This window comes from Agrococcus sp. KRD186, from assembly GCF_017168255.1.
GTDB lineage: Bacteria > Actinomycetota > Actinomycetes > Actinomycetales > Microbacteriaceae > Agrococcus.
This window is the reverse complement of record NZ_JABFAP010000001.1, coordinates 2,156,042-2,179,746: the sequence shown is the minus strand read 5'-3', so window position 1 is coordinate 2,179,746 and position 23,705 is coordinate 2,156,042. Positions and strand designations below refer to the sequence as shown.

Annotated in this window: 24 protein-coding genes; 13 read left to right on the top strand and 11 right to left on the bottom strand. The window is 72.5% G+C overall.

Features of this window, described 5'->3' with window-relative positions; translation table 11 throughout:
• A partial coding sequence (gene ligD / locus J1M46_RS10660; protein ID WP_206447780.1) for a non-homologous end-joining DNA ligase occupies positions 1–1,469 on the bottom strand: 1,469 nt, incomplete at its 3' end.
• Between the two features lies 1 nt (position 1,470).
• Positions 1,471–2,427, bottom strand: a complete 957-nt coding sequence (ku, locus tag J1M46_RS10655) for a non-homologous end joining protein Ku (protein ID WP_206447779.1) — start codon at positions 2,425–2,427, stop codon at positions 1,471–1,473.
• An 84-nt stretch (positions 2,428–2,511) separates the two neighbouring features.
• Here ku and J1M46_RS10650 point away from each other — a divergent pair, with 84 nt between their 5' ends.
• Positions 2,512–3,621: a carboxylate-amine ligase gene (locus J1M46_RS10650; protein WP_206447778.1), complete on the top strand. Its 1,110-nt coding sequence runs from the start codon at positions 2,512–2,514 to the stop codon at positions 3,619–3,621.
• 11 nt (positions 3,622–3,632) lie between these two features.
• On the opposite strand, the gene J1M46_RS10645 is transcribed toward J1M46_RS10650, so the two are convergent.
• A complete protein-coding gene (locus J1M46_RS10645) occupies positions 3,633–4,292 on the bottom strand; it encodes a dienelactone hydrolase family protein (RefSeq protein ID WP_206447777.1) in 660 nt (219 codons plus the stop codon).
• Positions 4,293–4,367: 75 nt separating this feature from the next.
• On the opposite strand from J1M46_RS10645, the gene J1M46_RS10640 reads away from it, so the two are divergent.
• Both J1M46_RS10640 and J1M46_RS10635 read left to right on the top strand, forming a co-directional pair.
• On the top strand, positions 4,368–5,234 hold the full coding sequence (locus J1M46_RS10640; protein ID WP_206447776.1) for a DUF1206 domain-containing protein: 867 nt from the start codon (positions 4,368–4,370) through the stop codon (positions 5,232–5,234).
• A gap of 41 nt (positions 5,235–5,275) precedes the next feature.
• Positions 5,276–6,121, top strand: coding sequence for a DUF1206 domain-containing protein (locus J1M46_RS10635; protein ID WP_206447775.1), 846 nt, complete (start codon positions 5,276–5,278; stop codon positions 6,119–6,121).
• 47 nt (positions 6,122–6,168) lie between these two features.
• Here the strand turns inward: J1M46_RS10635 and J1M46_RS10630 are convergent, their stop codons facing one another.
• A complete protein-coding gene (locus J1M46_RS10630; RefSeq protein WP_206447774.1) occupies positions 6,169–6,609 on the bottom strand; it encodes a hypothetical protein in 441 nt (146 codons plus the stop codon).
• A 149-nt stretch (positions 6,610–6,758) separates the two neighbouring features.
• Between J1M46_RS10630 and dcd the strand changes: the two genes are divergently transcribed.
• Together dcd and J1M46_RS10620 are read left to right on the top strand one after the other, a co-directional pair.
• Complete coding sequence (gene dcd / locus J1M46_RS10625) at positions 6,759–7,352, top strand: dCTP deaminase (protein ID WP_206447773.1); 594 nt, start codon at positions 6,759–6,761, stop codon at positions 7,350–7,352.
• 3 nt (positions 7,353–7,355) lie between these two features.
• Positions 7,356–8,270 (top strand): hypothetical protein, encoded by a 915-nt coding sequence (locus J1M46_RS10620; protein WP_206447772.1) that lies wholly within the window; start codon positions 7,356–7,358, stop codon positions 8,268–8,270.
• Between the two features lie 213 nt (positions 8,271–8,483).
• Here J1M46_RS10620 and J1M46_RS10615 read toward each other — a convergent pair whose 3' ends face one another.
• The 4 genes from J1M46_RS10615 to J1M46_RS10600 all read right to left on the bottom strand — a co-directional run bounded on the left by J1M46_RS10615 (position 8,484) and on the right by J1M46_RS10600 (position 12,854).
• Positions 8,484–8,726: a hypothetical protein gene (locus tag J1M46_RS10615; protein WP_206447771.1), complete on the bottom strand. Its 243-nt coding sequence runs from the start codon at positions 8,724–8,726 to the stop codon at positions 8,484–8,486.
• A 190-nt stretch (positions 8,727–8,916) separates the two neighbouring features.
• A complete protein-coding gene (locus J1M46_RS10610; protein WP_206447770.1) occupies positions 8,917–9,132 on the bottom strand; it encodes a hypothetical protein in 216 nt (71 codons plus the stop codon).
• Between the two features lie 267 nt (positions 9,133–9,399).
• The gene (locus tag J1M46_RS10605) at positions 9,400–12,297 is read right to left on the bottom strand and encodes a helix-turn-helix transcriptional regulator (protein ID WP_206447769.1); all 2,898 of its coding nucleotides are present in this window, start codon (positions 12,295–12,297) and stop codon (positions 9,400–9,402) included.
• 161 nt (positions 12,298–12,458) lie between these two features.
• Positions 12,459–12,854, bottom strand: a complete 396-nt coding sequence (locus J1M46_RS10600; protein WP_206447768.1) for a hypothetical protein — start codon at positions 12,852–12,854, stop codon at positions 12,459–12,461.
• Between the two features lie 120 nt (positions 12,855–12,974).
• Between J1M46_RS10600 and J1M46_RS15430 the strand changes: the two genes are divergently transcribed.
• Both J1M46_RS15430 and J1M46_RS10590 read left to right on the top strand, forming a co-directional pair.
• On the top strand, positions 12,975–13,544 hold the full coding sequence (locus J1M46_RS15430; protein WP_241249092.1) for a MarR family winged helix-turn-helix transcriptional regulator: 570 nt from the start codon (positions 12,975–12,977) through the stop codon (positions 13,542–13,544).
• Positions 13,545–13,599: 55 nt separating this feature from the next.
• Positions 13,600–14,082, top strand: a complete 483-nt coding sequence (locus J1M46_RS10590; RefSeq protein ID WP_206447767.1) for a nucleoside deaminase — start codon at positions 13,600–13,602, stop codon at positions 14,080–14,082.
• Positions 14,083–14,113: 31 nt separating this feature from the next.
• On the opposite strand, the gene J1M46_RS10585 is transcribed toward J1M46_RS10590, so the two are convergent.
• From J1M46_RS10585 to J1M46_RS10575, 3 genes are all read right to left on the bottom strand, one after another.
• Complete coding sequence (locus J1M46_RS10585) at positions 14,114–15,577, bottom strand: MFS transporter (protein WP_206447766.1); 1,464 nt, start codon at positions 15,575–15,577, stop codon at positions 14,114–14,116.
• A 71-nt stretch (positions 15,578–15,648) separates the two neighbouring features.
• Complete coding sequence (locus J1M46_RS10580) at positions 15,649–16,287, bottom strand: NYN domain-containing protein (RefSeq protein ID WP_206447765.1); 639 nt, start codon at positions 16,285–16,287, stop codon at positions 15,649–15,651.
• Positions 16,288–16,488: 201 nt separating this feature from the next.
• Entirely contained in the window at positions 16,489–17,028 is a 540-nt protein-coding gene (locus tag J1M46_RS10575; RefSeq protein ID WP_206447764.1) for an NUDIX domain-containing protein, read from the bottom strand.
• A 289-nt stretch (positions 17,029–17,317) separates the two neighbouring features.
• On the opposite strand from J1M46_RS10575, the gene dnaK reads away from it, so the two are divergent.
• The 6 genes from dnaK to J1M46_RS10545 are packed head-to-tail and all read left to right on the top strand — an operon-like array spanning position 17,318 to position 23,668.
• Positions 17,318–19,183: a molecular chaperone DnaK gene (gene dnaK, locus J1M46_RS10570; RefSeq protein ID WP_206447763.1), complete on the top strand. Its 1,866-nt coding sequence runs from the start codon at positions 17,318–17,320 to the stop codon at positions 19,181–19,183.
• Between the two features lie 2 nt (positions 19,184–19,185).
• Positions 19,186–19,935, top strand: a complete 750-nt coding sequence (locus J1M46_RS15830) for a nucleotide exchange factor GrpE (RefSeq protein WP_206447762.1) — start codon at positions 19,186–19,188, stop codon at positions 19,933–19,935.
• A 51-nt stretch (positions 19,936–19,986) separates the two neighbouring features.
• The gene (locus J1M46_RS10560; RefSeq protein WP_206447761.1) at positions 19,987–20,949 is read left to right on the top strand and encodes a DnaJ C-terminal domain-containing protein; all 963 of its coding nucleotides are present in this window, start codon (positions 19,987–19,989) and stop codon (positions 20,947–20,949) included.
• Entirely contained in the window at positions 20,949–21,383 is a 435-nt protein-coding gene (locus J1M46_RS10555; protein WP_206447760.1) for a heat shock protein transcriptional repressor HspR, read from the top strand. The genes J1M46_RS10560 and J1M46_RS10555 overlap by 1 nt, the downstream gene beginning before the upstream one ends.
• 41 nt (positions 21,384–21,424) lie before the next feature.
• On the top strand, positions 21,425–22,303 hold the full coding sequence (locus tag J1M46_RS10550) for a hypothetical protein (protein WP_206447759.1): 879 nt from the start codon (positions 21,425–21,427) through the stop codon (positions 22,301–22,303).
• Between the two features lie 9 nt (positions 22,304–22,312).
• Complete coding sequence (locus J1M46_RS10545; protein ID WP_206447758.1) at positions 22,313–23,668, top strand: hypothetical protein; 1,356 nt, start codon at positions 22,313–22,315, stop codon at positions 23,666–23,668.
• Positions 23,669–23,705 lie beyond the last annotated feature (37 nt).

The following is a 23,705-nucleotide window of genomic DNA, read 5'->3' as shown; positions in this document are numbered from 1 at the left end:
GCCTTCGACGCGGCACCGCCGCGCCCCGCCGCCTTCGCGGCGGCCCCGCCGCGCCCCGCCGCCGTGCCGGCCGGCGGCGCATACCCCTTCTTGCGCGCATCGCGCACCGGATCCTGCTCCTTCATGCGGTGCACGAGCCACTGCCGCTTGGCGGCGTCGGTGCGGATGAGCGCGAAGCGGTACGGCTCGCCGCCGAGCCCGCCGTCGGGCCGCCCGCGCAGCGTGCCGATCACCTCGTCGTCGCGCCACTTCTCGAGCTCGTACTCGCCGGCGTCCCAGATCTCCACCCTGCCGGCGCCGTACTCGCCCTTCGGGATCGTGCCCGCGAACGAGCCGTACGCGAGCGGGTGGTCCTCGGTCTGCACCGCGAGCCGGTTCTGCTTCGCGGTGGCCGGCAGCCCCTTCGGCACCGCCCACGACACGAGCACGCCCTCCTGCTCGAGCCGGAAGTCGTAGTGCAGCCGGCTCGCCTGATGCTTCTGCACCACCCAGGTCTGCCCCTCGCCGGGGGTCGCGGGCTCGGCGGGCACGGGCTCCGGCGTGCGGGCGGCCGAGCGCATGCCGCGGTACTTCGCGAGCCGGTCGGGCGGCGGGTCGAGCGCGGCGATGCTGTCCCCGTCGCGCTCGAGCCGCTCGAGCACCTCCTCGTACTCGAGCTGCTCGAGCCCGCCCGCCTCCACCTCGTCCCACGTGCGGGGGGCCGCGACGGTCGGCCGCAGCCGCCCGCGCAGCGAGTAGGGCGCGACGGTCGTCTTCGAGGCCGAGTTCTGGCTCCAATCGATCAGCACCTTGCCGCGCCGCAGCGCCTTCTTCATGTCGCTGACGATCTCGTCCGGGTGCATCTGCTCGAGCGAGCGCGCCAGCTGGTGCGCCACCTCGCTCGCCTGCTCGCTCGTCACCGTGCCGTCGAGCCGCGCGTAGAGGTGGATGCCCTTCGAGCCGCTCGTGAGCGGGAACGGCTCGAGCCCGATGTCGACCAAGAGCTCCCGCACCCACAGCGCCACCCGCGCGCAGTCGTCGAGGTCGGCGCCCTCGCCCGGGTCGAGGTCGAGCACCAGTCGGTCAGGGTTGGTGCGCTCGCCGTCGACCGCACGCCACTGCGGCACGTGCAACTCGAGCGCCCCCATCTGCGCCATCCACGCGAGCGTCCCGGCCTCGGTCAGCAGCGGGTACTGCTTGGGCCCGGTCGAGTGCCGCTGCTCGACGGTCTCGATCCAGTCGGGCGCACCCTTCTCGAGCGCCTTCTGGAAGAACAGGCTGCCGGGCTTGCGCGCCGTGCCGACCCCGTCGGGCCACCGCTTGCGCGTGACGGGGCGGCCGGCTGCATGGGCGATGAGGGGTTCGGATGCGCGAAGCACGTACTCGAGCACGTCGCGCTTGGTCGTCCCGGTCGACGGGTACAGCACCTTGTCGCCGTTCGTGAAGCGCAGCGTGCGCCCGCCGACGGTGATGCGCTCGGCCGCCGCCACGTCAGGCGGACTTCTGCTTGGCCGCCGGCTTCTTCTCAGCGGACTGCTTCTTCGCGGTCGACTGCTTCGATGCCGGCTTCTTGACCTTCTTCGTCGTCGACTCCCCGTCGGACGCGGCCTGCTTGGCCGCCTTCTGCTTGGCCGTGCCCTTCGCGGCCGAGCCGGACGCATCCGTGCCCTTCTTCTTCTCGACCGAGCGCTGCAGCGCCTCGAGCAGGTCGATCACCTCGGCGCCCTCACCCTCCTCGGCCTCGCCGAAGGTGGCGGCGGTGTCGAGCGCGTCGCCCTGCTCGAGCTTCGCCTCGACGAGCTTGTGCAGCTGCTCCTGGTACTCGTCGACGTACTGCTCGGGCTCGAAGTCGGCCTCGAGGTCGCGCACGATCGATCGCGCGAGCTCCATCTCGCGCTTGCCGACGGTGAGACGCTCGTCGAGGCTCTCGAACTCGGCCGCTCGCACTTCGTCGGCCCAACGCATCGTCTGCACCGTCAGCACGCCGTCGCGCACCCGCATGGAGGCGAGCCGCGTGCGCTGGCGCAGCGAGAGCTTCACGACCGCGGTGCGCTCGGTCTCCTCGAGCACCTGCCGCAGCAGCATGTAGGCCTTCGGGCTCTTCGAGTCGGGCTCGAGGTAGTAGCTGCGCTCGAGCAGGATCGGGTCGATCTGCTCGTTCGGCACGAACTCCATCACCTCGATCTCGCGGCTCTTCTCGGCCGGCAGCGACTCCATGTCCTCGTCGGTCAGCACGACCGTCTGCTCGCCGTCGTCGTAGGCCTTGTCGATGTGCGCGTACTCGATCTTCTTGCCGCACACCTCGCACTTGCGCTGGTACCGGATCCTGCCGCCGTCGGCGTCATGCACCTGGTGCAGCTGCAGGTCGTGCTCCTCGGTCGCCGAGTACAGCTTGACCGGCACGTTCACGAGCCCGAATGTGATCGAGCCCTTCCAGATCGCTCGCATGCGCCTACTGTTCCCCACGCGGCGACCGGGCGCCAGGGGCGGATTCTCAGCATCGGCGGCGCCCGGTGGGGGACAATCCAGAGCATGACCGACCTCCGGCCGACCCAGGCGAGCCCACGCACGATCGGCGTCGAGGAGGAGGTCATCCTGCTCGAGCCCGACACGCTCTCGCCGATCGACGTCGCGGACGAGGTGATCGGCGAGCTCGTCGACCTCGACGCGAGCGCCAGCTGGATCACGCACGAGTTCCTGCGCGCGCAACTGGAGTTCTCGTCGCCGGTGCTCGCCGACGGCGACGCTGCCGAGCGGGTCGTGCGCGCGTTCCGCGATGCGCTGAGCCAGGCGGCTGCCAGGCGCAGCCTCATCCCCGCGAGCGTCGGCACCGCCCACGGCCGCGGCGCCTCGAGCACCGCCGAGGGCGACCGCTACCTGCGCTTCGACAGCGAGCTGGGCGCCATTCGGCCCGACCACCAGATCCAGGGCCTGCACGTGCACGTGGCGATCACCTCGCGGAACGAGGGCGTGACGATCATGCGGGCGCTGCGGCCGTGGCTCGCGCCGCTGCTCGCGCTCACCGCCAACTCGCCGAGCTTCGCCGGTGCCGACACCGGCTTCGCCAGCTGGCGCACCATGATCGGCCGCCGCTTCACGACCGCCTCGGCGCCGCCGATCTTCGCAGACGCCGAGGACTACGAGCGGCGCAGCCTGGCGCTCGTGGGACTCGGCACCACCTTCGACACCGCATCGCTCGCGTGGATGATGCGGCTCGCCGAGCGCTGGCCGACGATCGAGCTGCGGCTGTTCGACGCGCAGCTCTCGGCCGGCGAGACCGTCGCAACGGCGCTGCTGGCCCGGGCGCTCGTCGAGGTCGCCGCGGCGGGCGAGCTGCCGCACGCGGAGGCCGCCGCCCAGCCGGAGCTCGTCGACTCTGCCATCTGGCACGCCGCCAGGCACGGGCTCGACGACGGGCTCGTCGACCCGACCACGGCCCGCCTCACGCCCGCGTGGGAGGTGATCGACCGCATGGTCGAGGCCGCGCGGCCGGCGCTGCAGGCGGCGGGCGACGAGCAGCGCGTCGATGCGCTCATCGCGCGCGTCCGCGCCGAGGGCAACGGCGCGACCCGGCAGCGCGCGGCGCTCGCCGAGGGCGAGGCAGCGCTCGGCCGCCTGCTGCGCGAGAGCTTCAGCGCGTAGGCGCCCCGTCGTCAGCTCGGGACGGCGCCGCCCAGCTGCGCGCGCAGGAACGCGAGCGTCGTCTCCCAGGCCGCGGCCGACGCATCCGCACGGTATTTGTCGGCCACCTGCTCGTTCTGGAAGCCGTGCACCGCGCCCGCATAGTGGCGGATCTCGACCTCGTCGAAGCCCTCGCCGGCCAGCCGCTCCTGCATCGCGGCGGGCGACTCCTTGCCGCGCCACGAGTCGCGCTCGGCGAGCTGGAACAGCACCGGCACCCGCAGCGGCACGCGCCCGTCGCGCGCGGAGCCGTAGTAGGCGACCACCGCATCCACCGAGCCCTGCGACGCATACTCGAGCGCAATCATGCTGCCCATCGAGAAGCCGACCAGCGCCGCCGCCGGGCTGCCGAGCGCGCGCGCCTCGCCGATCGTCTCGCTGACGATGCGGTGCGCGCCCTCGAGATCGGCGGTGCGCTCCTTGAGCAGCACCCGCGCGTCGGCGTCGGCGATCGAGCTGCGGCCGCCGGTGAGGTCGGGCACGGCGACCCGGAAGCCCTCCGCCGCCAGTCGCGCGCCGAAGTCGTCGGCCCACGGCAAGCGGCCGTTCCAGTCGTGCAGCACGACCACGACCGGATCGCCCTCGGTGCCGTGCCAGTGGGTCGCGGTGTCGTCGGTCTGCTCGATCGCCATGCTGCTCCTTCGCTCGTCGACACGGTAGCCGAACCGGCTCAGGCGGGCCCAGGCGCGAGCGCGTAGCGTGACGGCATGAGCAGCTCTGAGCCCAGGTCGCGCACCATCCGGTCGGCGACGGATGCGGCCGGTCGCGCCGGCGACGCGGCCAAGGGTGCCGCGGGGAAGGCGCAGGGCGCCGCGGCCGAGGCCGAGCAGCATCCGGCGGCGAGCTGGGTCGAGGGCATCGGGCAGGTCGCCAACGGCGTCGTGCACCTGATCATCGGCGGCATCGCGCTGAGCGTCGCGCTGGGCGCGGGCGGCTCCGCCGACCAGTCGGGGGCCATGCGCGCGATGCAGCAGACGCCGCTGGGCGGCATCGCGCTGTGGGCTGTGGGCATCGCGATGGTGCTGCTGGCGCTGCACGCGCTCGTGAGCGCCATCGCCGCTTCGCGACGCGACTGGAAGGATGCGCTCAAGCACGCCGGGCGCGGCATCGCCTACGCCGCGGTCGGCTCGACGGCGCTCGTCTACGCGGTCGGCGGCTCGTCCGACAGCGAGCAGAGCACCGACTCGATCTCCTCCGACCTGATGGCGACGCCCTTCGGGCCGTGGCTGGTCGGTGCGGTCGGCACGGTGATCGCCGGCATCGGGGTCTACTTCGTCATCAAGGGGGTACGGCGCACGTTCCTCGAGGACGTCTCGCCGCCGCGCAGGTTCCGCCGGCTCGTCGAGGTGCTCGGCACCGGCGGCTACGTCGCCAAGGGGTTGGCCGTGGTCGTCGTCGGCGTGCTGTTCCTGACCGCCGCCGTGCAGCACGATCCCGAGCAGGCCGGCGGCCTCGATGCCGCGCTGCAGTCGCTCACCACGGTGCCCGGCGGCGTCTTCGCGCTCGTCGGCATCGCCGTCGGGCTGATGCTCTACGGCATCTACTGCTTCGCGCGAGGCGCTTGGTCGCGCTGACGCGGCGGGCGATCCCCGGCCGGCGCGGCTAGCGTTGGCCCATGGCGTCGGGCGAAGGGCTGCGGGAGCCGCTGTCGGACGCGGCGGACGCGGCATCGGACGCCGCGCACAAGGCGCAGCGCGCCGCCGCCGGAGCCGAGGACCACCGCGCCACCTCCTGGATCGAGAGCGTCGGCCAGTCGGCGAACGGCGTCGTGCACATGGTGATCGGCGGCATCGCGCTCGGCATCGCCTTCGGCGCGGGCGGCCCCGCCGACCAGTCCGGCGCCATGCGCGCGATCGAGCGCACGGTCGTGGGTGGCATCGCGCTCTGGGTGGTCGGCATCGCGCTCATCGCGCTGGCATTGCACGCCTTCGTCATCGCGATCGCCCAGTCGCGACGCAGCCGACGCGACGCCCTCCGTGCGGCGGGCCGCGGCATCGGCCACGCGGTCGTCGGCGGCACCGCGCTGGTCTTCGCGTTCGGCGGCGAGGTCGACGGGGAGCGGGCGACGGAGACGCTCTCGTCCGCCGTGATGGCGAGCCCGGTGGGGCTGTGGCTCATCGGCGCCGCCGGCCTCGTGATCGTCGGGGTGGGGGTGGCGTTCGTGCTGCGAGGGCTGCGCCGCACGTTCTTCGAGGATGTGGCCCCGCCGCGGCGATTCCGGCGGCTCGTCGAGGCGCTCGGCATGCCGGGCTTCGTCTCGAAGGGCATCGCGATCGCCATCGTCGGCGTGCTGTTCGTGCTCGCCGCCGTGCGGCACGAGCCCGATGACACCGGTGGGCTCGACGGCGCGCTGCAGTCGCTGACCACCGTGCCCGGCGGCGTGATCGCGCTGGTCGCGATCGCGATCGGCCTGATCGTCTACGGCGGCTACTGCGTCGCCCGCGGCATCTGGGCGCGCTGAGGGCGGCGCCCTTCGCGCCCCGCTCGGCGCGCGGAGCGAAGGGCGGCCTACGCGCCGCGACCGCGCCGCGGGTGCGGCAGGATCGGGTTGCGCAGCCGCGCGAGCTTCCTCGCCAGCTCCGCGGGCGTCAGGTTCGCCCGCTCGTGCGCCGGCAGGTCGGCGAGCGTGGGCTCGGGATTCCGCTCGACGGTGGCCGGCGCCGCATCGGCTGGCGTGACATCGTCCGGAGCCTCCGGCACGTGGGGATGCTGCTCGACGTGCCCGGCGCGCAGGCGGGCGTCGAGCGCCGAGAGGTCGGTGCCGCTCGACTGCAGGTCGCGGCCCATCGTGCGCAGCACGCGCACCACCACCTCGTACTCCTCGTCGGTCACACCTGCCTCGACGCGGCGGGCCACCTCGTCGTCGCCGATCGAGCGCCGCGCGCGCTCGACGGCGGCCGCTGCGAGCTCGACCCAGTCCTCGAGCCGGCGATCGCGCCTGCCGTCCATGGCCACCTCCCCTGCGACCTCAGACCACGACCTGGTGCCCAGGCCCGTCTGCACCCATCGTCCTCCCTTCTGCTGTGAACCGCGCCAGCGCATCCGCCGTGTCGGATACTGACGAGGGCCGGCGCGCGCCGAGCGATACGCTCGCACTCGTGCTGCTCAGTGATCGCGACATCCGTGCCCGGCTCGACTCGGGCGAGCTCGCCCTCGACCCGCTCGACCTGTCGATGGTGCAGCCGGCGAGCGTCGACGTGCGGCTCGACCGCGGCTTCCGGCTGTTCGACAACCACAAGTACCCGTTCATCGACCCGGCGGAGGATCAGCCGGAACTCACCCGGCTGGTCGAGGTCGACCACGACGAGCCGTTCATCCTGCACCCGGGCGAGTTCGTGCTCGGCGCCACCTACGAGCGGGTGACGCTGCCCGACGACGTCGCCGCGCGGCTCGAGGGCAAGTCGTCGCTCGGGCGGCTCGGCCTGCTGACCCACTCGACCGCCGGCTTCATCGACCCTGGCTTCTCGGGCCACGTCACCCTCGAGCTCTCGAACGTGTCGACGCTGCCGATCAAGCTCTGGCCGGGCATGAAGATCGGGCAGGTCTGCTACTTCCAGCTCTCGTCGCCGGCCGAGTCGCCGTACGGCCAGGGCGCGAACCTCAACCGCTACCAGGGGCAGCGCGGGCCGACCGCGTCGCGCTCCTTCCAGTCGTTCCACCGCACGCGCATCGACGCGCCCGAGATCGAGTAGCCCGTGGCCGGGCCGCTGCGCGTCGAGCGCGACGTCGAGGTGGCGCGCTGGGTGCAGGAGTCGCTCGCCGACTTCGGCTCGGTCGCCGCCCACGTGCCGCCGATCTTCGACGCCTACGCGCGCGTCCTGCACCCGGCGACGCTCGAGACGCCGGCACTCCGTGCTGACGGCACCGGTGAGACGGATGCGTGGGGCAGCGTTCGGTACGACGCACGCGAGATCACGTGGGCGGAGGCCGGGAGGCTGCTGGGCGATCGCGACCTGTCGGGTGACCGCTACACGGTCTGGGAGTCGCGCTTCGGCGACGGCGACGCCGAGCTGGCCGACGGCCGCCGCATCCTGCCGCCGCACGGCCTCGACACCCCGGTGCCGCTGCTGGCGACGCTCACCGAGCTGCTGCTCGAGTGCCACGGTGATGCCGAGGTGCTGGCAGCGGTGTGGGCGGGGAGCGGCCTCGACCCGCGCGGGTCGAGCGTGTTCACAGCGTTCCCGGAGGGCACGAGCTGGTGGGTGCGGCGGCGCGAGTCGCGGCGGCTGCAGGCGCAGCATCGGGCCGAGCAGGTCGCCGCGGTCGACCCCGAGGTGCTGGCCGCGATGCAGGCGCAGCATGTGCTCGGGCTGCCGGCCGAGCAGCAGGGCCGCGGCCACGTGCTGCTGCGCGCGCAGCTCGGCGTCTTCGCCGACCCCGCCTGGGTCGAGACGGCTGGGCTCGGCTGGCGTGCCGACCGCCCCCTCGGATACCGCGCGCCCAACGCGATCTGGCCGGTCGAGCCGCACGCCGCACCGGCTTGGTTCATCGCGACCGACCTCGACCTCGACGTGACGCTGATCGGCGGCAGCGCCCAGCTCGTGGACCGCGTGCTGGACCATCCCGCGATCGAGGCGGAGCGCATCCGCCCCACTGACCCCGTGCTCTGACCCGCGACGCCCCGCCGCGCTGAGCGTTCGCCGCCGCAGGTATAGGGCAACTTGCTCAGACCGATGTCCCCACAGAGCGAACAGTCATATATCTATGGCAGCGCCGCTCGCGGGGCGACCCAATGGCGAGGCGATGCGAGGCCAACGAGGACGCTGGTGCGGACGGGGCCGGTACGGCGGCGGGGGCGCCGGCCGTGTTGCGCTGGTCTGGTCTCAGGAAGGCCGTTGGCCGTGCGCCGCGGCGTCGGCGCTGCGGCGCTGGCGGCGCTCGCGGCGGAACTGCACGGCGCCCGCGACGAACGCGACCACGCCGACGACGATGCAGCCGATGCGCGCCCAAGCGGGCACGTCGGGGAAGAACAGCGTCGGCGCGACGAACGCGAAGGTCGCGCCGACGAAGTACCAGACGGCTGTCTGGGGCGCGCTGGCATTGGTCCCGGTCGCGGAGTGGCTCATAGCCTTGACCGTATCAGGGCACCTCCTCGTCTGCTTGCTGTCGCGGCACCACGGGACGGATGCGTCGCGCCGAGCGCATCCGCCCTGCCGCACCGATCGTGCCGCCGCATGCGGCGAGGCGCACCGCCCGTGGGGGGTCAGTGCGCCTCTTCTGCGGGTGCGGTGCGGTGCGGCGCGCGCCGCCGGCAACTCACGCGGTCGCGGGGCGGCGGTGCGCGGGGCGCAGCAGCGAGGCCAGGCGGACGAGGATGCCGGTGCGGACGGGGGTCGGTGCGGCGGCGGGGGTGCTGACGGTGCCGGCGTCGCGGCGCTCCTGCAGCATGCGGCGGGTCTCGGCGTCGCGGACGACCTGGGCGTGGCGCTCGCGAAGGATGCTCTGCGTGGCCTCGAGGTTGATCTGTTCCATGATCTGCTCCTGGTGCTGCTGGTGCGGTGCTGGGTGCTCCGGCTGATGTCTACGAGATTCCTCGCTGAGGGGTGGCCCGCGGATCGGGCGGATGCCCTAACTTCGGCCCCGATCTGCCGATCTGAGGTGGGCCCGGATGCCTTAGGCCTGCACCGCAGGCACCCTCAGAAGCGCTCGGCGCGGCTAAGGCACGCCTACTGGGCCGGTCGCGAGCGCGTCGGGCGCGCGCGGCCCCTCAGACGAGCAGCTCGGCCGCGGTCGGTGCCCTCAGACGAGCAGCTCGGCCGCCCGTGCGGCAGCCTCGGCGCGGCCGCTCGCGCCGAGCTTGCGCAGGATCGCCGAGACGTGCACGCTCGCGGTCTTGTCGCTGATGAACAGGCGCTCGCCGATCTGCCGATTGGTGAGGCCCTCGGCGACGAGCTCCAGCACCTGGCGCTCGCGCGCCGTGAGCTCGATCGCACCGGTCGCGCCACCGCCGGCCGCCGAGGCGAAGCCGGCGCGAGCGGCGAACTCGGCGATCTCGCCCGCGGGGCCGGTCATGCCCAGATCCTCCGCGAGCGCGGCAGCAGTGGCGGCGGTGGCCTCGGCGGCGGTGCGGTCGCCGCTGAGCAGCTGCGCCTGCGCCAGCCGCAGCAGCGCGGTGAACCGCACGCGCACCGGCAGCCGGCCGCTCTCGGTCGCGGCGACGGCCGCCAGCCACGCCTCGACATCGTCGCCGGCGAGGTGCGCTTCGAGCTGGGGCCGCCAGAACTCGGCGATCTCCCATACGGCGGCCGCGTCGAACGCTGCACGCAGCCGCCCCTCGGCCTCGCCGAGTGCAAGCCCGGCCGGGCTGCGGCCGGCGCGGCGCATGCGGTCGAGCAGCTCGGCGCCGAGCACGGCCATCCACAGGGCAGGGCCGGGCAGCACCGGCGCGCCCGACCAGAGCAGCGCGACCCGCTCCCACGCAGCGTCGAGGTCGCCGTGCGCGACGGAGAGGTTCGCCATCGTGCGTCCCAGCTCGAGCGCATCCTCGGGCTCGCCGCTCGCCGCATCCTCGAGGGCGCCGCGCCACTCGCGCTCGATGCGCGTCGCGCCGTCGACGTCGCCCCGCAGCAGCAGCAGATCGATCTCGGCCCCGGCCGCATATCCCTCATACATGGGCGACGAGTGCAGCGATCGCACGTGGCGCACGGTCGCGGCTGCGCCGTCGAGGTCTCCCAGCGCGAGCTTCGAGCGCGTCCCTGTCGCAGCGATGCTCGCGCCCCAGCCGCGCTCCATCCCGAACCCGCGCGAGAACTCGACGGCCGCATCCGCCATCGCCACTGCCTCGTCGAAGCGGCCCATCAGAGCGAGCATCCAGCCCACCTGCTCGTCGTGCCGCAGCCGCGCGTTGGGCTCGCCGTCGGAGAGCGTGAGCGCTTCGTCGAAGGCTGCGAAGGCCCTGTCGACCTCGCCGTCGAAGGCGAACGCGCTCGCCAGATTGGTCAGCGCGCGGACGAGCTCGAAGCCGACGCGTGCCGCGATGCCCTCGTCGCGGTTGCTCGCGAGCGCCGCCCTGGCGTAGCGCACGGCCTCCTCGAGCGTGGCGCGGCTGCCGGGCTCATGGTGCGCGGCGCTGATGATGCCGAGGCCGCACAGCACGCGCGCGCGGATCGCCTGGCCCTCGGCGTCGTCATCCGCGGGCAGCAGCTCGAGCGCCTGCCGGCACATCTCGAGCCCGCCTGGCCTGCCATGGGTGTGCCGCACGATCATCGCCTCGTGCAGCAGCAGCGCCCGTCCGCGCGGGTCGTCCTCGCCGATCTCGGCGAGCGCCTCGTCGAGGACGGCGAGCGCGCGGGCATCGCCGGCCTGGTCGTAGGCGCTGGCGGTCTCCAGGAACAGCTGCGACCGCCGCACGCCGGTGAGCCCCTCGGCGTCGGGCACGTGCGGCCACAGCTCGAGCGCGCGCTCGCCGAGCCGCGCGGCGCTCGCGGGGGCGCCGGCGCCGACCGCCTGGCGGGCCGCGTCGATGAGCGCAGGCAGCGCGCGCAGCTGGTCGCGCGCCTCGAGCCAGTGGTGCGCGATCTCGGCCGAGCTGCCCGCGCGGTCGTCGCCCGCTTCGAGCGCGGTCGCGTAGCGGGCGTGGAAGCGACTGCGCTCGCCGGGCAGCAGCTCGTCGTGCACGGCCTCGTGGGTCAGCGCGTGGCGGAAGCCGTAGGCGGTGCCGTCGGCCGTCAGCACGTTCGCGGCCATCGCCTCCCGCACGGCCGCATCGAACCCATCCGGGTCACCCGTGTGCACGCGCGAGACGATCTCGTGGTCGACGCTCGCGCCGCCCGCAGCGATCAGCCGCACGAGCGCCTGGGTCGGCTCGCTCAGTCGCGCGTAGCGGGCCAGCACGAGGTCGCGCAGCGTGCTCGGCAGCTGGTCGCCGGGCTCGGTCTCGAGCGCCAGCAGCTCCTCGATGAAGAAGGGGATGCCGTCGCTGCGCTCGATGAGGGCCGCCACCGCCTCGGGCTCCGGCAGCTCGCCGCGGATCCGTTGCACCTGCTCGATCACCTGCTCGGCGCTCAGGCGGCGCACGTCGATGCGGCGCACCTCGCGCGCGCGGTCGAGCTCGACCAGCACCGGCTGCAGCGGGTGCCCGCGGCCGACGTCGTCGGTGCGGTAGCTGAGCACCATGAGCACCCGACCGTTCCGCAGCGTGCGCAGCAGGCTGCGCAGCAGGTCGAGCGTCGGCACGTCGGCCCAGTGCACGTCCTCGACGACGGCCACCAGCGGCGCCTCTGCCGAGAGCCGCTCGAGCAGCAGGCTCACCGCGTCGTGCAGCTGCTCCTGGCTGATCTCGCTCGCCTCGCCCTCGGCGAGCTCGGGCAGCACGGCGGGCAGCAGCCGGCCGCCGGGGCCTGCGGCCTCGAGCACGACGGATGCGCCGAAGCGCGCGACGAGGTCGCGCAACAGACCGCGCAGGGGCGCGAAGGGCGTCGCGAGCGAGCCCATCGCGACACACTGGCCGCGCGCCACGACGACGCCGTCGAGCCCGGCGAGGAAGTCCTGCAGCAGCCGCGTCTTGCCGATGCCGGCCTCGCCGGCGATCACGACACCGGAGGGGGTGCCGTCGAGCGTCGCCGCGTGGGCCTCGCGCAGTGCGGTGAGCTCGCGGGCGCGCCCGATCGTCGCAGGACTCGTCGCCGGCGACAGCATGCGCTCATCGTGGCACCGGAACGCGTCGCTTGCCACGATCCTGTGCGCCTCCTGAGCCGCCACGCACGAGCGCGCCCCTGCCTGGGCAGGAGCGCGCTCGGTGGTGCCGCGTCAGCCGCGCGCGTTCAGCGTGCGGTGTCCTTGCAGCGTTGTGGGTCGGTTCAGCGTGCGGTGTCGGCCGAGTCCGACCGCAGCTCCATGCCGATGCGCCGCAGGGTGCGGAGCGTCGTCATGTAGTCGGCGTGGCTGACCGTTGCCGCGATGCGGCGGTGCAGCTGCTCGGGTGCGAGGCCCGACCGGCGGATGCGTCGGGCCGACTTCATGATGCTGCGCTCGAGGGCGGGTCGGCGGTGGGCGCCGCCGCGCGGGTGCTCGCCGCCGGTGCCCTGGTGCTGCTCGCAGTGCTGGCCGTGGTGCATGCCGTGGTGCATGTGCGGCCCCATGCCGCCGCGATGGAAGCGGCCGTGGCTGCGGGGATGACCGCTGCGCTCGGGCTGCTCGCCCTGGTGTGCCTTGGCCTGGTCGGTGTGCTCGTGGATGTGGTTGGGGTATCGCATGGCGATGGTCCTCTCGTCGGTGGGCAGCAGGAGCGCTGCGGTCCGCTCGGCCGGGGGCCGACGGATCCATGTCACTCGACATATCCATGTCAAGCAGCATGTACATGTAGAATGACATGCATGACCGCCGCGCGTCAAGTCCCAGATCCTGAGACCGCCCAGATCGCCGCCGCGCTCGACCGCATCGGCATGCGGCGACCGCCCGGTGCCGGCGGATCCGGTCGGCCCGAGGGTGCTGCCGGCCACGGTCCGCACGGCTTCGGTCATGGCGGCCCGCATGCCCGCGGCTGGGGCGGCCGGCCCGGGCCGCACGCGCCGGGCGCCGGCGCAAGGGAGGGCGGCCCTGGCCGCCGGGGCGCCATGGGCGCGAGGCGCATGCTGCACGCGATCGTGCATGCCACCCAGCCGCGATCGATCACCGACCTCGGCCACGCGATCGGCGTCGACCAGCCCCGCGCCTCCCGGCTGGTGCAGGCGCTCGCCGACGCCGGGCTCGTGCGCCGCATCCCCGATCCCTCAGATGGCCGCCGCGTCGTGATCGAGGCGACGAAGGCGGGTCGCTCGCGCTTCGAGGCGCACGTGGAGGCGCGCGCAGCGGAGGTTGCCGCCGCTGCCCAGGCGCTCACGGATGCGGAGCGGGCCGAACTCGCGCGGCTGCTGGCCAAGCTCGCCGAGGCGTGGCCCGCCTGACGAGCCTGATGGCCACGGCCAGCCGCGCGTGGTTCGCTGAGCGCGGAGGCATCATATGCAGGAAGCAGCAGCACACGACGGCGAAGCACCGCTGGCGCGCGCGATCGCGCTGGCGACCGAGAGCGCCAGCAGTGCCGGCGGGCCCTTCGGCGCCGTCGTCGTCACCGCCGAGGGCCGCGCGTTCGAGGGCACGAACCAGGTGACCGCGGCGAACGACCCGACCGCGCACGGCGAGGTGATGGCGATCAGGACCGCCTGTGCCGAGCTCGGGACCTTCGACCTGAGCGGCGCCGTGCTCTACACGAGCTGCGAGCCGTGCCCGATGTGCCTCGCTGCCGCGCTGTGGGCGCGCATCGATCGCGTCGTCTTCGCGGCCGACCGGCACGACGCCGCGGCTGCCGGCTTCGACGACGCGGCCTTCTACGCGTACTTCGAGTCGGCAGACCGCTCACGTATGCCGGTGCGCCAGCAGCACATCGAGTCGCGGGTCGCACCGTTCGACGCCTGGCGCGCGAACGCGTCCCGCATCGACTACTGACGCCGCGCGCGCCCGCGCACTCGGCGCAGGGTCAGTCGCGGTCGTCGATCTTCGTCGGCTTGGGCGTCACCGGCAGCACGAGCAGCAGGCCGGCGATGAGCACGATCACGATGCCGAGGATGCCGAAGCGGGTGTCGCCGGTCAGGCCGACGAACGCGCCGAACAACGAGGCGGTGAGGAACGACACCGAGCGGCCCGTGGTGGCGTAGAGGCCGAACATCTCGCCCTCGCGGCCCTCCGGCGTGATGCGCGCCATGAACGAGCGCGATGCCGACTGCACCGGCCCGACGAAGGTCGCCAGCGCGAGCCCGCAGACCCAGAAGAGCGCCTTGGTGTCGATGAACATCACGGCGCTGCCCGAGATCGCCAGCGCGACCAGCGAGATGATGATGACGGTCTTCGGGCCGAAGCGGTCGTCGGCCCAGCCGCCCACGAAGGTGCCGATGCCGGCCGTGACGTTCGCGGCGATCGCGAACAGGATGACCTCGGTCGACGTGAAGTCGAACACCTGCGCGGCGATGATGGCGCCGAAGGTGAACACGCCGGAGAGGCCGTCGCGGAAGACCGCCGAGGCGATCAGGAACAGCAGCGTCTTCGGTGCGCGGCGGCCGATGCGGCCGATGGTGCGGAAGAGGATGCGGTACGACTCGACGATGCCCACGCGGGTCGGCACGGCGCCGGTGGGCGGCAGCTCCGGCACCCGGAACAGCAGCGGCAGCGCGAACACCAGGAACCAGCCGGCGCTCGCGAGCACCGCGAAGCGCACGTCGAGCCCGCCGCCGTCGCGGCCGAAGGGCACGTTCAGGATGCCGTGGCCGGCGTCGTCGCCGGGCAGCAGCGGGAAGATGAACAGCACCAGCAGCAGCCCCAGCAGCACGATGCCGCCCACGTAGCCCATGCCCCAGCCGAAGCCGGAGGTGCGGCCCAGCGACTCCTTGGTCGAGACCTGGTGCAGCATCGCGTTGTAGTTGACGCCCGCGAACTCGAAGAAGAGGTTGCCGGCGGCCAGCAGCAGCGCGCCGAACCACAGGTACTCGGGCACCGGCGCCACGAAGAACATGCCGACCATGGCGAGGATCGTGATGCCGGTGTTCACCGCCACCCACAGCTTGCGGCGCCCGCCGCCATCCGAGCGCTGCCCCACGATCGGCGCGATGAGCGCGACGAGGATGCCCGCGATCGCCACCGCCCAAGCGACGACGGCGGCGTTGTCGGCGAGCGCGCGGGTGAGCTCGGGCGAGCCCGCCTCGCCCGCGGCATCCACGATCGCCGGGTCGACGAACAGCCCCGAGGCCAGGTAGGTGCTGAAGATGAAGGTGGTGACGACCGCGTTGAACGAGGCGGAGCCCCAATCCCACATCGCCCAGGCCCGCGCGCGGCGGCCCAGCTCGCGGCGGGTGATCGGCCCGATGCCGACCTGCGCCGGCTGCACCAGCTCGTCGGGCGACGGCCTGGTGGTGACGGATGCCGCGGGCGGCTCGTGAGGGACGCTCATGGCTTGAGCGTAGGCCGGAAAGGCGAACGGCAGGTGTCGCGGCACGGCACTGGAGCGATCGGCAGCACGACCTACCGCCAGTGGACCGGCCGCTGGAAGGTCGACGTCCCCTCCGTGAAGCTGTCCGGCAGCTGTGCTGCCTTGATGCGTCCACTACCGAGTACGAATGAGGCGGGCATGAGGCGCTGGAGCTCTTTCGATTTCCGCTTCGGAGGGAAGGCCGCGACCGAAAAGAGCGACGGTCGCAGCCGCCGTGCCGCGCGAACCGCAGGGGCCAAGTCGGAATCGCCAGAGATCAACAGCGCTGTCGTCATCGCCTGCATCGCTGCATCGCTGACCAGACTGACTGCGATGTTGACGTCGGTCTCCTTCTCCTCGTATGTCGTGTATTTGTTGCCACAGGTGCTGCACCAGACCTGCTTCTGCTGGTATCTGCCCTGGATCACGTCGATCCGGTGGGGATGCTTCGCTTCGAGCGCGGCGATGTAGTGCGCCTGGCGGCTCTGAGCGCCGGGGTCGTCCAGCACGGGAGCGGTGAAGTACTTGACCTTGACGAGTTGCTGCGTCGGGCGGAGGGAAGATGCGAGTGCAACGAGGTCGAGCCACAGCATCGATCGGCCGGATGCGGCGTGGAGTCCGTTGTACAAGTTGAAGCCGTCGACATACACGATCATTCGCTCAGGGGGAGGTCCAGGCAGGGCCGTCTTCATCTCGCCATGATGACCCATGGATCACCACCGCGTCCGCCCACCGAGCGCGCTTGGGGATACCGAGTGCAACGGCATCGCCAGATTGTGTATCGTTATCGCTACACCACCCCTGGTTGAACCCACGCAATCAGGCCCGGCGGCCCCCTCGGGGGCCGCTTTTGTCTTCGCAGCCGCAGCCGCGGCCGGGCCGGTCGGGCCGCCTCAGCGCAGTCGCCCGAGCCGGATGGCGGCGAGCGCGAGCGCGGCGACCGTCTCGCCGTCGGTGATGCGGCCGTCGCCGCACATCGCGAGCGCCTCGCTGAACGGCATCCGCGTGACGGCCGAGATGCCCTCCTCGCCCTGCGACTGGGCGGCGTCGGCGCGAGCGGTGAGCCCGCGGGCGAGGAAGACGTGCTCGGCCGCGCGGGCGACGCCGTTGAGCGCGTTGATGCTGCCCAGCGGGGTCCACTCGTCCGCCTCGAGCCCGGTCTCCTCCAGCAGCTCGCGCCGCGCGGCGATCAGCGGCTCCTGGTCGTCGCCGCCGCCGGCTGGCACCTCGATCGAGTCGCCCGTCGTGTGCCGGTCGACGGTGACGAGCACCACCCGCTCCGCCTCGTCGAGCGCGACGACGAAGACCGCGTCGCGCACCTCGAGCACCCCGTACAGCCCCGGCTGCCCGTCGGGACGGACGACGGCCTCCTCGCGGATGCGGATCCACGGGTTCTCGTAGGCGATGCGGGTCTCGGTGACGGGCCAGGGCATGCCCCGAGCGTACGGGGACGGACCTCGACACCGGACCCTGCGCATCCGCTCGGATTCCCAGTCGATGCACAGGTACCAAACTTGACACGACTCGACTCAACCTGGCAAAGTTGAGCCATCGCGACTCAAGTCGGGTGCCCAGCCGGGCGCCGGTCGCGGCACGGTTCCGGGGGACGAGTCCACCGCCAGACACGTGCGTCCGATCGGACGCGCATGGGGGCTGACGGTGGCCTCCTCCGCCGGAATCAGGCAGAGCGCAGCAGAGCTGCGAACTAGGAGGCAAGAGCATATGGCACGAGCAGTCGGCATCGACCTCGGCACCACCAACTCCGTCGTCGCGTTCCTCGACAACGGAGAGCCCACCGTCATCGCAAACGCGGAGGGCTTCCGCACGACCCCCTCGGTCGTCGCATTCGTCAAGGAGGGCGAGACCCTCGTCGGCGAGCCGGCCAAGCGCCAGGCCGTCACGAACGTCGATCGCACCATCTCGTCGGTCAAGCGCCACATGGGCACCGACTGGAGGCAGGAGATCGACGGCAAGCAGCTGACGCCGCAGGAGATCTCGGCGCGCATCCTCGGCAAGCTCAAGCGCGACGCCGAGACGTACCTCGGCGAGAAGGTGACGGATGCGGTGGTCACCGTACCCGCGTACTTCAACGACGCCGAGCGCCAGGCCACGAAGGAGGCCGGCGAGATCTCCGGCCTGAACGTGCTGCGCATCATCAACGAGCCCACCGCCGCCGCACTGGCGTACGGCCTCGACAAGGGCAAGGAGGACGAGCTCATCCTCGTCTTCGACCTCGGTGGCGGCACCTTCGACGTCTCGCTGCTCGAGGTGGGCAAGGACGACGACTTCTCGACCATCCAGGTGCGCTCGACTGCCGGCGACAACCGCCTCGGCGGCGACGACTGGGACGACCGCGTCGTCGAGTGGCTGAAGAAGCGCTTCAAGGAGCAGTCGGGCGTCGACGTCTCGAACGACAAGATCGCGATGCGCCGCCTCAAGGAGGCTGCCGAGCAGGCCAAGAAGGAGCTCTCGTCGTCGACGACCACGAGCATCCAGCTGCCCTACTTCTCGCTCACCGAGGCCGGCCCCGCCAACCTCGAGGAGACGCTGACGCGCGCGCAGTTCGAGAACATGACGAAGGATCTGCTCGAGCGCACCAAGAAGCCGTTCGAGGACGTCATCCGCGAGGCCGGCATCAAGGTGGCCGACATCGCCCACGTGGTGCTCGTCGGCGGCTCGACGCGCATGCCCGCGGTCACCGACCTCGTCAAGGAGATGACCGGCGGCCAGGAGCCCAACAAGAGCGTCAACCCGGATGAGGTCGTCGCCGTCGGCGCCGCGCTGCAGGCCGGCGTGCTGAAGGGCGAGCGCAAGGACGTCCTGCTCATCGACGTCACGCCGCTCTCGCTCGGCATCGAGACCAAGGGCGGCATGATGACGAAGCTCATCGACCGCAACACGGCCATCCCGACGAAGCGCTCCGAGACCTTCACGACCGCCGAGGACAACCAGCCCTCGGTCGCCATCCAGGTCTTCCAGGGCGAGCGCGACTTCACCCGCGACAACAAGCCGCTCGGCACGTTCGAGCTCACCGGCATCGCGCCGGCCCCGCGCGGCATCCCGCAGGTCGAGGTCACCTTCGACATCGACGCGAACGGCATCGTGCACGTCTCCGCGAAGGACAAGGGCACCGGCACCGAGCAGTCGATGACCATCACGGGCGGCTCGAGCCTCTCGAAGGAGGACATCGACCGCATGGTGAAGGACGCCGAGGAGAACGCGGCGGCCGACCACGCCCGGCGCGAGACCGCCGAGCTGCGCAACTCCGGTGAGCAGCTGGTCTACTCGGTCGAGAAGGTGCTGACCGACAACGCCGACAAGCTGCCCGAGGATGTCAAGACCGAGGTGCAGGCCGACGTCGACGCCGTGAAGGCGGCGCTCGCGGGCGACGACGACGAAGCAGTCAAGACCTCGGTCGAGAAGCTGCAGCAGTCGCAGTCGAAGCTGGGCGAGGCGATCTACCAGCAGACCCAAGCCGAGCAGCCCGCCGGCGAGGCCGGCGACGAGCCGCAGGCCGAGGAGAGCACCGACGACGATGTCGTCGACGCCGAGGTCGTGGACGACGAGGACGAGAGCGAGAACAAGTAGCTGTGACGAATCACGAGGAGTTCGAAGAGCCGCGCGTCAACGACAAGCGACGCATCGACCCCGTGACGGGTGAGCCCCGCGAGCCGGCCCAGGCCGACTCCGGGGCTCAGCCCGCAGCGGAGCCGACCGGTCACGTCGACCTGGGCAGCCAGGCGGTGCCGGCGGATGCGTCCACGACGCCCGTCGTGCCGGCCGACAGCGACGGGGCCGAGAGCGGCGCTCCGTCGGATGCCCAGCCTGCCCCGCAGGCGGAAGCCGACGAGCTGAGCGCCGAGGACCGCGCCCTGCTCGAGGGCGAGGCATCGAAGGTCGAGGCCGAGCGCGCCGCGCTGGAGGCGAAGTCTGCCGCCCAGCTCGACGAGCTGAAGCGGCTGCGCGCCGAGTACGTCAACTACCGCAACCGCGTCGAGCGGGAGCGAGCGGGTGACCGCGAGGCGACCACCGCATCCGTCATCAAGGCCATGCTGCCGGCGCTCGACGACCTCGACCTGGCCGACAAGCACGGCGACCTGGTCGAGGGCCCGCTCGCGATCGTGGCCGCGAAGCTGCGCGGCTCGTTCACCGACCTGGGCGTCGTGAAGCTCGGCGAGGTCGGCGAGGCGTTCGACATCGACAAGCACGAGGCCGTCGCCCAGCTGCCCAGCGCGGAGGTGACCGAGATGGTCGTCGCCGACGTGATCCAGTCGGGCTACCGCGTCGGCGAGCGCGTGCTGCGCGCCGCCAAGGTCGCGGTCTTCGTTCCGGCAGAGTGAGCCCGAGAGGGATGGATGCAGCGCCGATGAGGCAGGAGGAGGTGACGCCGCATGGCCAGCAATGACTGGTTCGACAAGGACTTCTACGCTGTGCTGGGCGTCGCCAAGGATGTCTCGGCCGCTGACCTGAAGAAGCAGTACCGCAAGCTCGCGCGGCAGTTCCACCCGGATTCGAACCCGGGCGACGCTGCCGCCGAGGCGCGCTTCAAGGAGATCTCCGAGGCGCACGCGGTGCTCGCCGACCCCAAGCAGCGGCAGGAGTACGACGCGGTGCGCGCGATGGCCGGCGGCCGCCCGCGCTTCGCACCGGGCGGCTCCGGCGGCTTCGAGGACGTCTTCGGCGGCTTCGGCGGTGGCCCGCGGGTGCAGTACTCGCAGGGCGACTTCGACGACCTGCTGGGCGGCATGTTCGGCGGCGGCGGTGCTGGTGGCTTCAGCGGCTTCGGCGGCGCGCGGCGCCCCGCGAAGGGCCGCGACATCACGGCCCGCGCGGCGCTCGACTTCACCTCGGCGGTGCAGGGCGACACGCTCAAGCTCACCGTCGGCGGCAAGACGATGACGGTGAAGATCCCCGCCGGCGTGCACGACGGCCAGAAGATCAAGCTGGCCGGCAAGGGCGACGCGTCCACCACCGGCGGCCCGCCCGGCGACCTCATCCTGACGGTGCAGGTGCGACCGCATCCGGTCTTCACGATGGACGGCCTCAACCTGCGCCTCGACGTGCCGGTGACCTTCGCCGAGGCGACCCTGGGCGCGACCATCGAGGTGCCGACGCTGGGCGGCAGCCCGGTGCGCCTGAAGGTCGCCCCCGGCACCCCGAGCGGCCGCGTGCTGCGCGTCAAGGGCCGCGGCGTGGCCGGCAAGAAGGGCACCGGCGACCTGCTTGCCAGCATCCAGGTGGTCGTGCCGGCGCACCTCACCAAGGAGCAGGTCGAGCACCTCGAGGCCTTCGTCAAGGCGGGCCCGAACGAGTCGCCGCGTGCCGACCTGGTGGCGAAGGCCAAGGCGAACTGATGCTCGGGCAGCCCGCTGGACTCGACGAGTCGTCGCCGATCTTCTCGATCGCGGCGGCCGCCGAGCTGGCGGGTCTGCACGCGCAGACGCTGCGCCAGTACGACCGGCTGGGGTTGGTCGAGCCCGCCCGCACCGCCGGCAACACCCGCCGCTACTCGATGCGCGACGTCGGCCGGCTCAAGCAGGTGCAGCTGCTCTCTGGCGAGGGCGTCTCGCTCGAGGGCATCCGGCGCATCCTCGACATGAGCGACGAGAACCGCGAGCTGCGCGAGCGCGTTCGCGAGCTCGAGGGTGCACTGGCGGATGCGGTGATGCAGCAGTCGGGCCGGCGCGTGTTCGCGGCCGGGCACGCGGGCATCACCTCGATCCGCGCGGGCGCCCGCCCGTCGAGGCCGGGCGCCGTGGTGCTCTGGCGCCCGCACCGGCGCGACTGATCCCGCCGACGTCGCGCTGGCTCCGGTGCCATGATGAGCGCGTGGAACAGACCCCGAAGCCGCGCCCCGTGCGGCGCGACGACTCCGCGCCCATCCCGCTGCCGACCGACGACGGCGAGACGAGGCTGCGGCGCTCGACCGCGCGCGAACCGATGCCTGCCGCAGAGCTCGAGCCCGAGTCGGCACCTGTGGCGGCGGCCCCGCGCGACGATGCGCCCACCGCGGTCGCGACCAGGCCGCTCGGCGACGCGGACGCGGCCGAGCGCATCCGTCATGGTGACGTGCAGATCGAGACGGTGCAGGTGCATCGACCCGGGCTCGGCAAGCGCGAGCGCCGCGGCGTGATGATCGCCGGTGCGCTCGGGCTGCCGCTGGTGACGCTCGGGCTCATCACGCTGGCCGTGCCGATCGGCGCCTGGTACGCCACGACGGTGTTCAAGTCGGTGATCATGGCCGTCGCGGCGCTGTTCGCGAGCGAGGCGCAGGTGCGCGAGCTGGACCGGTCGATCACGCAGGTCGACCCCACCTCGTTCGGCAACGTGTCGTTCTGGCTGATCGTGATCGGTGCCGTGCTGCTGCTGGGCGGCTTCGTGCTGTCGTGGCTGGTGCTGCGGGCGCACGGGGTCTTCCACCCGGTGCTGGTGACGCTCACGGCCGTGCCGATGGCGCTGGGGCTGTCGGCGATCCTGCAGGCAGGCGCGGGGGCGCTCGCGGGCCTGGTGTTCCAGCTCGGCGACGGCGGCATCTCGGCGGTGATCGCGAACGCGCTGTTCGCGCTGCTGCTGTTCCTGGTCGCCTCGGTGGTGATCGCGGTCATCGTGGGTGTGCTCGTGTGGCTCTGGATGGGCTCGGTCTTCCGGGCGACGGTCGTGACCGGCGCGCCGGGCAGCGCGACGGCACCAGCGGGCGCGAAGGGCTGATCCGGCACCGTGGCTGAGCGACCCGAATCCGGCGACCCGAGCGCGGCCGTCGGTGGCGCGCCGCCACCACCCGGAGCGGACTCACCGGTGCCCGCGGATGCCGCCGCCCGCGCCGCAGCCGCCGGGCGCGCCAAGCGGATGCCGGCGCCTTCCGCACCGCGCGCCGACGCGCTCGTGCCGACCACGGCGATCGAGAACCGCGCGCAGGATCGCGCTCGCGCCCGGCGCGCCCGGCTCGGGCTGGGCGGGCAGGAGCACGAGCAGGCGGTCGCGAATCCCGGCGCCGGCATGCCGGGACAGCTCATGCCGCCGGGCCTCATGCCGGCGGTGGCCGAGTCGATGCCGCAGCGCCTCGTGCCGACCGGCTGGCAGCAGCCGGCGGCCCACAGGCAGCACGTGCAGCCGATGGGGCCGTACCCGGGTCCTCCACCGCGCCCGGCGCCGTATGCGGCGAACCCCTCCGCGGTCGCCCCCTACGGTCCGGCGCCGGGTGCGGCACCGGCGCAGCCCAGGGCGATCTACGAGCAGCTGTACCCCGGATTGCCCTACCCCGGCACTGTCGGCACGAGTCCGATCGTCGCGTACCCGGCCGGCGCGGCGCCAGCCTACGCATCCGGCCCCTACCCGTACATGCAGCCGGTGGCCTATGCACCCGGCTCGTATGCCCCGATGCTTCCGCCGCGCGTGGCTTGGAGCAGGCGGCAGCGCTCGGCGGCGCTGCTGAGCTCGTGGCTCGGCCAGACACTGATGGCGCTCGCGACCCACCTGCTGACCGCCTTCACGCTCATCGTCACCTTCGCCTTCCTGCTCCACGTCTCCGGCGACTCGATGAGCGACTTCGAGGCCGACTCGTTCACCTCGGTGATCGCCCGCTGGACGATGCCCGACCGCGTGTGGGCGACCGCCGTCATCGGCGCGCTCGTCGGCGGCGGACTGCTCGCCGCCGGCTGGCTGCTGCACGCCCTGTGGGCACGATCGGCCGGGCTCGCGAAGCCGCACCGCTCCGCCTGGCTGGCGTGGCTGTGCACGACTGCTACCACCGGGCTGATCGGCATGGTGGTGTGGCCCTTCGCGCTCATCGGCGGCTTCATCGTGGTGCTGACGGGCGCCGACGCCTCGCTCACGACCGGCACCATGTGGGAGGTGCTGTTCTGGGAGCTGGGCCTCGCCGTGCTGCTCACCGGCGGCGTCGGCCTGCTGTTCGGCTGGCTGTTCCTCTCGCAGGCGCGGCCGCGCGTCGACTACCGGGCGGTCGCCGAGGCCGAGGAGGCGGCGGCCCGCGCTCGCGACGAGGCAGAGCTCACCGCGGTGCAGCTGCGCGGCGAGCCCTCGAGCGCAGACCCGTGGGGCCGCGACCCGCGATGAGTCCGCGAGGCGCCCGCCGGCCCAAGCCGACCGATCC